This window comes from Frankia sp. AiPs1 (assembly GCF_023716945.1).
Classification (GTDB): Bacteria; Actinomycetota; Actinomycetes; order Frankiales; family Frankiaceae; genus Frankia.
In genome coordinates, this window is sequence record NZ_JAMQQF010000217.1 from 1 (window position 1) to 9,205 (window position 9,205).

Here is a 9,205-nt window from a genome sequence, read left to right on the forward strand (position 1 = left end):
AGGTTGCGGCCGCCGCCGCGGACCCCGCCTGGACGCCACGCGCCGCCGTCGAGGCGTACCGGGGCTTCGCCGCGCGGCGAAGCGACCGCCAGCGCGGCGAGGAGGTCGACCGCACGGGCGTGTTCACCGGTGCGTACGTGCGCAACCCGGTGGGCGGCGGACTGCTGCCGGTCTTCCTCGCGGACTACGTGCTCCTCGGCTACGGCACCGGCGCGATCATGGCCGTGCCGGCGCACGACAGCCGGGACTTCAGCTTCGCCCGCGCGTTCGATCTGCCGATCCCGGCGGTGCTGGCGCCGGACGAGCAGTGGTACGCCGAGCAGCGGGTGACCCCGGGCGCCCCGCCGTCGGCGTGGCCGGACGCGTTCAGCGGCGAGGGCACCTACCTGCCCGGGCCGGCGGGCACACCGATGCTCGCCGGCCTGACCAAGCCCGATGCGATCAAGACGACGGTGGGTTGGCTCGAGGACGGCGGCCACGGCCGGTTGGCCCGGTCCTACCGGCTGCGGGACTGGCTGTTCTCCCGGCAGCGCTACTGGGGTGAGCCGTTCCCGATCGTCTTCGACGACGACGGCCTGCCGCACGCGGTCCCGGATGAGCTGCTGCCCGTCGAGCTGCCCGAGATGACCGATTTCCGGCCGACGGCGATGGCCGAGGACGACGAAAGCGACCCGGTGCCACCGCTGGCCCGCGTGGCCGACTGGGCGAGCGTCACCCTCGACCTCGGCGACGGCCCGAAGCGCTACCGGCGCGAGACGAACACGATGCCCCAGTGGGCCGGGTCCTGCTGGTACCACCTGCGCTACCTGGACCCGACCAACACCGAGCGGTTCGTCGACGAGACCGTCGAGCGGTACTGGCTGGCCAAGCCGGGCGCGGCGGCCGGCGACGGCGGCGTCGACCTGTACGTCGGCGGCGTCGAGCACGCGGTGCTGCACCTGCTCTACGCCCGGTTCTGGCAGAAGGTCCTCTACGACCTGGGGCACGTCTCGTCCAAGGAACCGTTCAAGCGGCTGTTCAACCAGGGCTACATCCAGGCCGACGCGTTCACCGACGCCCGCGGGATGTACGTCCCGGCGGCCGAGGTCGAGGCGAGCGGCGACGGCCGGTTCACCCACCAGGGGGCGCCGGTCGACCGCCGCTCCGGGAAGATGGGCAAGAGCCTGAAGAACAGCGTCAGCCCGGACGAGATGTACGACCGTTTCGGCGCCGACACGCTGCGGGTCTACGAGATGGCGATGGGGCCGCTCGACGCCGACCGGCCCTGGCACACCGACGACATCGTCGGCTCGCACCGATTCCTCCAGCGCCTGTGGCGCGCGGTCGTCGACGAGGGCAGCGGGCTGGTCGCCGTCTCCGACGAGAAGCTGGACGCCGAGGCCACCCGCGTCCTGCATCGGACGATCATCACGCTGGCGGCGGAGTACGCGGGCCTGCGCTTCAACACGGCCGTCGCCCGGCTCATCGAGCTGACGAACTTCGTCTCGAAGCGATATGGCCAGGCCCCGACCCCCCGGGCGCTGGCCGAGCCGCTGGTCCTGATGGCGGCGCCGCTGGCCCCGCACATCGCGGAGGAGTTGTGGACCCGGCTCGGGCACAACGAGTCGGTGAGCCGCGCGGCCTTCCCCGTGGGCGAGCCGGCGCTGGCCGCCGAGGCCGAGCGGACCATCCCGGTCCAGGTGAACGGGAAGGTGCGGTTCACCCTCCAGGTGCCCGACGGTGCCGCGGAACCGGTGATCCGCGAGCTGCTCACCGCGCACCCCGACTACGCGCGCCAGACCGAGGGCCGAACCATCAAAAAGGTCATCATCGTCCCCGGCCGCATCGTCAACATCGCCCTGGGTTGACCGCTCCCGCCTTACCTTGCCCTTTTGGGGGGACAAATCGGACGCGCACCCCTCCCCAAGGGCAAGGTAAGCAGCGGGCCGACGTCCGGCTCAGCCGCCGGAGGCCGGGGGGCCGGGCTGGACGGGCAGGTCGAGATGCTCGCCCTCGCCCCCCGGGGCCGCGGTGTCAGCGACGACCTCGCCGTCGATCACCGGGCCCCTGCGGCCGGCCAGCACCGACCGGCGGCGGATCGCCTGGCGGGGATCGACCGGGCCGGTGGGCCGGTCGGGATCGACCCCGAGGAAGTCACCGTTCGCCACGTTCGCCCGCATCCGGCGCAGGCTCTTCGACAGCATGAAGAACAGCCCGGTGGAGACCACGATCAGCCCCACGACGATGAGCAGTCCAAGACCGCCCGCGCTGCCCTCCTGCTCGGCCAGCACGGAACCGGCGAAGATCTCGTTCACGGTGACGTCCTCACACCCGGGTCCAAACTCTGCGGTCATCCCGCCGCTGCGCCGCGCGAGCGCGGCCGGCTCCGCCCCGACGGGCGGTGCACCGTGGGCTCTCGGCGGTACCCACCCCCGACATTACGCCGCGACGGACGACCACCGGCGCCGCGCCGATCAGCCCCCGCCGGCCGGCCGGCCACCCGCCGTGCGCCCGGTCACACGCCGTTGAACAGGTCGTCCTCGGGCATCGTGCCGACCTCGATCAGCGAGCGGGCGAGCTGGTAGTCCTCGGTGGGCCAGGCCTCCCGCTGCACGTCGAGCGGAACCCGGAACCACGAGCCGGTGGGGTCGACCTGGGTGGCATGCGCGATCAGGGCGCGATCGCGGGTCGGGAACCAGTCCGCGCACGGCACCCGGGTGGTGAGCCGGCCCGCCTCCGCCGCCTGGCCAGTCCACTCGTCGAGACGTTCCGCGTACGGGGACTCCAGGCCGCGGGCCAGCAGCGCCTCGTGCAGCGCGAGGATGCGCTCCTTGTGGAAGGTGAGGTGGTAGTACAGCTTGAGCGGCTGCCAGGGCGTGAGCCCGGCGTCCACCCCCACCTCGGGATAGCGCTCGGGGTCGCCGGCCGCCTCGAACGCCTCGATGCTGATCTTGTGCGTCATGATGTGGTCGGGGTGGGGGTAACCGCCGGACTCGTCGTAGGTCGTGATGACCTGTGGCCGGAAGGTGCGGATCAGCCTGACCAGGGGCTGGGCCGCCGCGGTGAGGGGCGTGGTGGCGAAGCGCCCCGGCGGCACCGGCGGCAACGGGTCACCCTCGGGCAGACCGGAGTCGACGAAGCCGAGCCACTCCTGGCGCACGCCGAGGATGCGCCGGGCATTCTCCATCTCCTCCCGGCGGATCTCGGTGATGCGCTCGGCGACGCCTGGTGAGTCCATCGCCGGATTGAGGATGCTGCCCTCCTCACCACCGGTACAGGTCACGACCAGGACGTCCACGCCTTCACTCGCGTAACGCGCCATCGTGGCCGCGCCCTTGCTGGACTCGTCATCGGGGTGGGCATGGATGGCCATGAGACGCAGGCCATGCCGCTCGTCGACCGAAGGCATGCCACCATTGTCGCTGACGGCCGGGCCGGACCGCGGCCATCGACCTGGGTGGCCGTGACGTGACCGCCGTGCTACACCACTGTGCGGAACCATGGAGCCCGCCTCCACGTTTGATCTGGAAAAGTCACCCAACGCCGTGGCACAATGCACCGTCCGCGCATGCGGTGACGGGTGGCGTCGCCGGCCGGCGTACCGACATCGGTGTCGGTCCGGCCCCGGGGGACCGATGGAGTGCGGCACTCGTTCGCCGTGCTCCCGCTCCGCCAGGCGTGCGCTCATGGTCGACACCCCGGACCGGCGGTTCACCCAGGAGGGTAGGACCGCTGGTCCGGGGTCTGCCCGCGGTGGAGGAGCCGCCGCCGGAGTCAGCGGGCTCGACCCTGGATTCCTTGATTCACCTTGATATCGTGACCCTTTTGATGTTCACCGAGGAGCGTGACCCGCGTGACGCAGCAGACTTGGCTCACTCAGGAGGCATACGACCGGCTCCGCTCCGAGCTCGACTACCTCACCGGCCCTTGGCGCACGGAGATCGCGACCAAGATCGAGGCGGCCCGCGAGGAGGGCGACCTCAAGGAGAACGGTGGCTACCACGCCGCCAAGGAGGAGCAGGGCAAGCAGGAGGCCCGGATCCGCCAGCTCGCCGACCTGCTGCGCGACGCGCAGGTGGGCGAGGCGGCCAGCACGACCGGTGAGGCCGGTCCGGGCACGGTCGTCGAGGTGCGCTTCTCCGGCGAGAAGGCGACCGAGAAGTTCCTCATCGGCTCCCGCGAGGACCACAGCACTCCCATCGACGTGTTCTCCCCCGCCTCCCCGCTCGGCGGTGCTGTGAACGGCCACAAGGCCGGCGAGACCGTCAGCTACACGCTGCCCAACGGCCGCTCCGCGAAGGTCGAGATCGTCTCGGTCGCACCTTACGGCTCCTGACAGCGCCGGAGCCTGGTTCGGCCATGCCACTTCGGCCGGCGCGGGGGTCACCCATCGTGGCCGGCGCGCTGGCACCTAGGGGCCGGTCCGCCCGGATGAGCCGGTCGGCGGGGGCGGGGCTCCTTCGGGCGGGGCGGGCGGCGTAGCCCCGACTACGCCTGCAGCGGACGGCAGCCGACTTGGCTGCGCCGCGGGCGGTGTCGACGTACCGTCGACGCGTGGAGGATCTGCCGGCACCGCCCCGTCATTCCATGCCACCGACCGCGACATCCCCGGCCAGCGCGCCGGCGGACAGCGCGCCGCCGTATGCCACGGTGGGTGAGCTTCGCCGCAGCGGGCATGTTCACCGACCCGTCCGTACGGAGCTGCGCGACAACCTCGTCGCCCTGATGAAGGGCGATGCGCCCCGCTTCCCGGGCATCGTCGGGTTCGACGACACCGTCCTGCCGCAGGTCGAACGCGCCATCCTGGCCGGCCACGACATCGTCTTCCTGGGCGAACGCGGCCAGGGCAAGACCCGGCTCATCCGCACCCTGGTGAGCCTGCTCGACGAGTGGTCGCCCGCCGTCGCCGGCTGTGAGATCAACGACCACCCGTACGTGCCGGTCTGCGGCCGCTGCCGGGCACTGGCGGCCCAGCTCGGCGACGATCTTGCGATCGGCTGGCGCCACCGCTCCGAGCGCTTCGGCGAGAAGCTCGCCACGCCGGACACCAGCGTGGGCGACCTGATCGGCGACGTCGACCCGGTGAAGGTCGCCGAGGGCCGGACCCTCGGCGACCCGGAGACGGTGCACTACGGCCTGGTGCCGCGTACGAACCGCGGCATCTTCAGCGTCAACGAGCTGCCCGACCTCGCCGAGCGCATCCAGGTGTCGCTGCTCAACGTGCTGGAGGAGCGCGACATCCAGGTCCGCGGCTACCTGCTGCGCCTGCCGCTCGACCTGCTGCTGGTGGCCTCGGCGAACCCCGAGGACTACACCAACCGCGGGCGGATCATCACCCCGCTGAAGGACCGCTTCGGCGCCGAGGTGCGCACCCACTACCCGCTGCAGCTTGCCGACGAGCTCGCGCTGATCCGCCAGGAGGCCGTGATCTCCTGGGCGGGTTCGCCGCTGGGCACCCCCGAGCTCGCCGATCACCTGCTGGAGATCGTGGCCCGGTTCACCCGGCTCGTCCGCGAAGCCCCGCAGGTCGACCAGCGTTCGGGCGTGTCGGCCCGGCTCGCGGTGGCCGCGGCCGAGACGGTGGCCGCCTCCGCGGTCCGCCGCGCGGCGCTGACCGGGGAGGAGACGCCCACCGCCCGAGTGGTCGACCTCGCCGCGATCGTCCCGGCGGTGCGCGGCAAGGTCGAGTTCGACCAGCTCGAGGAGGGGCGCGAGGACGAGGTGCTCGCGCTGCTGCTGCGTCGCGCGATCGCCGAGACGTTCCGGGCCCGCCTCGCCGGAGCCGACCTCACCGGGCTGCAGAACCGGTTCGACGCCGACGGCCCGGTCGAGACGGGCGACATGGTGCCCGCCGCCGAGCTGCTGCGCCGGGTCGGTCCGGTGCCCGGTCTCGCGGCGATCCTGAACCGGCTCGGCGTGGACGGTGCGGAGTCGCCCGGCCTCGCCGCGGCGGCGCTGGAGCTGGCGATGGAGGGACTGCACCTCAACCGCCGGCTGGCCAAGGAGGAGCTGCCGGGCCGGACGGTCTACGGCTCCTGAGATGACCGGCTCCTGACCTGACCGGCTCCTGGCCTGATCTGCTCCTGACGTACACCAGCTCCTGACGTGACACCCGTGGGAGGACCCCGGTGAGCTCCGGCGCATTCCGTTACGGCCCGTGGGACGGTGGGCCCGACCCGCTTGCCTCACCCTTCACCGCGGCCGGCGCGCTCGACGAGATGTCCCGCCAGATCCTGGAGGGGCGCACCCCGCGGGAGGCGCTGGAGGCTCTGCTTCGCCGCGGCATGCCAGGCCGGCGCGGGCTGGACGACATGCGCCGGGCCATCGAGCGGCGCCGGCGCGAGACCCGGTCCCGCGGCCGGATGGACGGCACCCTGGAGGAGGTCCGCCGGCTGCTCGACACGGCCGTCGGCCAGGAGCGGGCGGCGCTGTTCCCCGACCCGTCGGACGAGGCCCGCCTGCGGGAGGCCGAGCTCGACACGCTGCCCGCCGACCCGGCGCGCGCCGTGCGGTCGCTGGCCGAGTACGACTGGCGTTCCCCGCAGGCCCGCGAGACCTACGAGAAGATCTCCGAGCTGCTACGCCGAGAGGTCCTCGACAGCCAGTTCAGGGGCATGAAGCAGGCCCTGGAAGGGGCCACGCCGGAGGATTTCGCCCGCATCCGGGACATGATCGGGTCGCTGAACACCCTGCTGGAGGCCGACGCCCGCGGCGAGGACACCGACGAGGCGTTCGCCGAGTTCATGTCCCAGTACGGCGACTTCTTCCCGGAGAACCCGCAGTCGCTCGAGGAGCTGGTCGACGCGCTGGCGCGTCGTTCGGCGGCGGCCGCCCGGCTGCTCGCCGGACTCACCCCGCAGCAGCGCTCCGAACTCGCCGATCTGATGTCCACCGCCATGGAGGACCTGGGCCTGGCCGCCGAGATGTCCCGGCTCACCCAGGCACTGCGGGCCTCCCGCCCGGACCTGAACTGGGGCGGCCGGCCCCGCGGGCGCGGCGGCCGGCTCGGCGAGGGTCTCACCGGCGACGAGCCGATGGGCCTCGGCGACGCCACCTCGGCGCTGGAGGAACTCGCGGAGCTCGACGAGCTCGCCGCCGCGCTCGGGCAGGACTACGCCGGGGCCTCGCTGGAGGACATCGACCAGGACGCGGTCGCCCGGGCGCTGGGCCGTTCCGCCGTCGACGACCTGCGCAGCCTGCAACAGGTCGAGCGGGAGCTGGAGCAGCAGGGGTTCATCACCCGTCGGTCCGGCAACCTGGAGCTCACCCCCCGCGCGGTTCGCCGGATCGGCCAGGCGGCGCTGGCCCGGATCTTCCGCCAGGTCTCCGCCCGCGGCCGCGGCGACCACAACCTCACCGACGCCGGCTCCGCCGGCGACCTGCTCGGCACCTCGCGGGCCTGGCAGTTCGGCGACACCCAACCGATCGACGTCGTCCGCACGGTGCGCAACGCCGTGCTGCGCGCCGGGCCGACCGGCAAGGGCCGACCGGTGCGGCTGCAGGTGGGCGACTTCGAGGTGGCCGAGACCGAGCGGCGCACCACCGCCGCGGTCTGTCTGCTCGTCGACCTCTCCTACTCGATGGCCCTGCGCGGGACGTGGGGGATCGCGAAGTCGACGGCGCTGGCCTTGCACGCCCTCGTCAGCACGTCGTTCCCGCAGGACAAGATCCACATCATCGGCTTCTCGGACTACGCCCGCGAGCTGCGGCCGGTGGAACTCGCCGGCCTGGACTCCGAGATGGTCCAGGGCACCAACCTCCAGCACGCCCTGCTCATCGCCGGCCGTCTGCTCAGCCGATACCCGCAGGCCGAGCCGGTCGTCATGGTCGTCACCGACGGGGAGCCCACCGCGCACCTGCTGCGCGACGGCACTCCGTCGTTCTCCTGGCCGCCGATGCCCGAGACCCTGGAACTGACCCTGGCCGAGGTGGACCGGCTGACGCGGCGCGGGGTGACCATCAACGTGTTCATGCTCGACGACGAGCCGCGGCTCGTGCAGTTCGTCGAGGAGATGGCCCGTCGCAACGGCGGGCGTGTCCTGTCACCCGACCCCACCGCCCTCGGCAGCTACGTCATCCGGGACTACCTGCGTTCCCGGGGACGCCACCGCGTCGCCCGCTGACTCGTCCGAGGCATCCCGCTGCGGCCGCGCGGGTTCGGCGGGCGGGGACGGGGGCGAGGGCGGGGTGCGGGTGAGGACGGGGTCGGCGGCGAGCCGCTCCCAGAACTCGGCCACGAGCCGCTCGTAGGCGAGCCCGAGGTCCAGCGTGCGCCGCAGCGTCCAGACCATGGCGTCGGGCGGCAGCGCGGCCAGCGTGCGGTAGACCTCCAGGTGCGCCCGGTGCGCGGCGGCCTGGGCGCGGGCGAGCCGGGCGACGTCGCCCGGGCGGCCGAGGTCCGCGAACGCCAGTTTGAGCAGGCCGAGGTCGCGTAGTTCGGTGCGTCCGGGATCGGGCGAGGAAAGCCAGTCCTGCAGGCTGCGCCGGCCGGCCTCGGTGATCCGGAAGGTGCGCCGGCGGCGCCCCCCGGTCTCCCTCTCCTCGGCCAGCAACCCGGCCTCGGCGAGACGCGGCGGCTCCTTGTAGAGCTGCGCGTGCGGGAACGACCAGTAGTTCCCGACCGATTCGGCGACCGCCACCTTGAGGTCGTAGGGCGTGGCGCTGCCGCGCCGGGCCACCTCCCCGAGGACCAGGTACGACACCGGTGTCAGCGCGATCTCCGCCATGGTCTCCATCATACGGCTTGACTCATACCGTCCCTTTGAGACTATTCTGATCTGGATGACAGTCCGACTCAGACCATCGTGGAGGTGGGTCACCGTGCCGACGATTCCCTGGACCACCCCGCCCGGCGGCAAGGCCCGCGCCGCCGAGCCCGAGGGCACCGACGCCGCGGACGGCGCCGTCGAAGGCGGTTTCATCGAAGACGGCGCCATCGAAGACGGCGCCATCGAGGTCATGGCCTCGTACTTCGTCCTCACCTCGACCAAGCACACGATCACGATGCTGCGCTCGGCCCTCGCCGTCCGGCGGGCCGTGCTCGCGACGCCCGGCGCCCTCGGCGTCTCGCTCGTCGCCCGGCCGCTGCGGCGCGAGTACTTCACCCTGTCCGCGTGGACGGACCGGGCCGCGCTGGACGCGTTCGTCGGAAACCCGCGCCACCGGGAGGCGATGCGCCGCCTCGGCCCCGCGATGACCCGGGCCCGGTTCGTCTTCTGGCACCCGC

General features: G+C 72.6%; 8 protein-coding genes. 5 read left to right on the forward strand and 3 right to left on the reverse strand.

Going from position 1 to position 9,205, the window contains the following annotated elements:
- On the forward strand, positions 1–1,847 hold a 1,847-nt coding region (locus ND748_RS18190; protein WP_251747022.1), incomplete at its 5' end, for a class I tRNA ligase family protein.
- Between the two features lie 90 nt (positions 1,848–1,937).
- On the opposite strand, the gene ND748_RS18195 is transcribed toward ND748_RS18190, so the two are convergent.
- Entirely contained in the window at positions 1,938–2,294 is a 357-nt protein-coding gene (locus tag ND748_RS18195; RefSeq protein WP_251747024.1) for a hypothetical protein, read from the reverse strand.
- 200 nt (positions 2,295–2,494) lie between these two features.
- Complete coding sequence (mca, locus tag ND748_RS18200; protein WP_251747025.1) at positions 2,495–3,388, reverse strand: mycothiol conjugate amidase Mca; 894 nt, start codon at positions 3,386–3,388, stop codon at positions 2,495–2,497.
- Positions 3,389–3,832: 444 nt separating this feature from the next.
- Here mca and greA point away from each other — a divergent pair, with 444 nt between their 5' ends.
- The 3 genes from greA to ND748_RS18215 all read left to right on the forward strand — a co-directional run bounded on the left by greA (position 3,833) and on the right by ND748_RS18215 (position 8,102).
- Positions 3,833–4,315, forward strand: coding sequence for a transcription elongation factor GreA (greA, locus tag ND748_RS18205; protein WP_251747027.1), 483 nt, complete (start codon positions 3,833–3,835; stop codon positions 4,313–4,315).
- 251 nt (positions 4,316–4,566) lie between these two features.
- Positions 4,567–6,018 carry a magnesium chelatase gene (locus tag ND748_RS18210; protein ID WP_251747028.1) on the forward strand — a complete coding sequence of 484 codons (1,452 nt, stop codon included), beginning with the start codon at positions 4,567–4,569 and terminating at the stop codon, positions 6,016–6,018.
- 89 nt (positions 6,019–6,107) lie between these two features.
- Entirely contained in the window at positions 6,108–8,102 is a 1,995-nt protein-coding gene (locus ND748_RS18215) for a VWA domain-containing protein (protein WP_251747030.1), read from the forward strand.
- Here the strand turns inward: ND748_RS18215 and ND748_RS18220 are convergent.
- Entirely contained in the window at positions 8,022–8,705 is a 684-nt protein-coding gene (locus ND748_RS18220; RefSeq protein WP_251747036.1) for a PadR family transcriptional regulator, read from the reverse strand. The two genes, ND748_RS18215 and ND748_RS18220, sit on opposite strands and share 81 nt — an antisense overlap.
- A 94-nt stretch (positions 8,706–8,799) precedes the next feature.
- On the opposite strand from ND748_RS18220, the gene ND748_RS34685 reads away from it, so the two are divergent.
- Positions 8,800–9,205, forward strand: a 406-nt coding sequence (locus ND748_RS34685) for an antibiotic biosynthesis monooxygenase (protein WP_251747038.1), incomplete at its 3' end; no start/stop codon positions are given.

Coding starts and splice junctions, on each gene's coding strand:
- mca (WP_251747025.1), bottom strand. CDS start 3,388: ATGCCTTCGGTCGACGAGCGGCATGGCCTGCGTCTCATGGCCATCCAT.
- ND748_RS18210 (WP_251747028.1), top strand. CDS start 4,567: ATGCCACCGACCGCGACATCCCCGGCCAGCGCGCCGGCGGACAGCGCG.
- ND748_RS18220 (WP_251747036.1), bottom strand. CDS start 8,705: ATGGCGGAGATCGCGCTGACACCGGTGTCGTACCTGGTCCTCGGGGAG.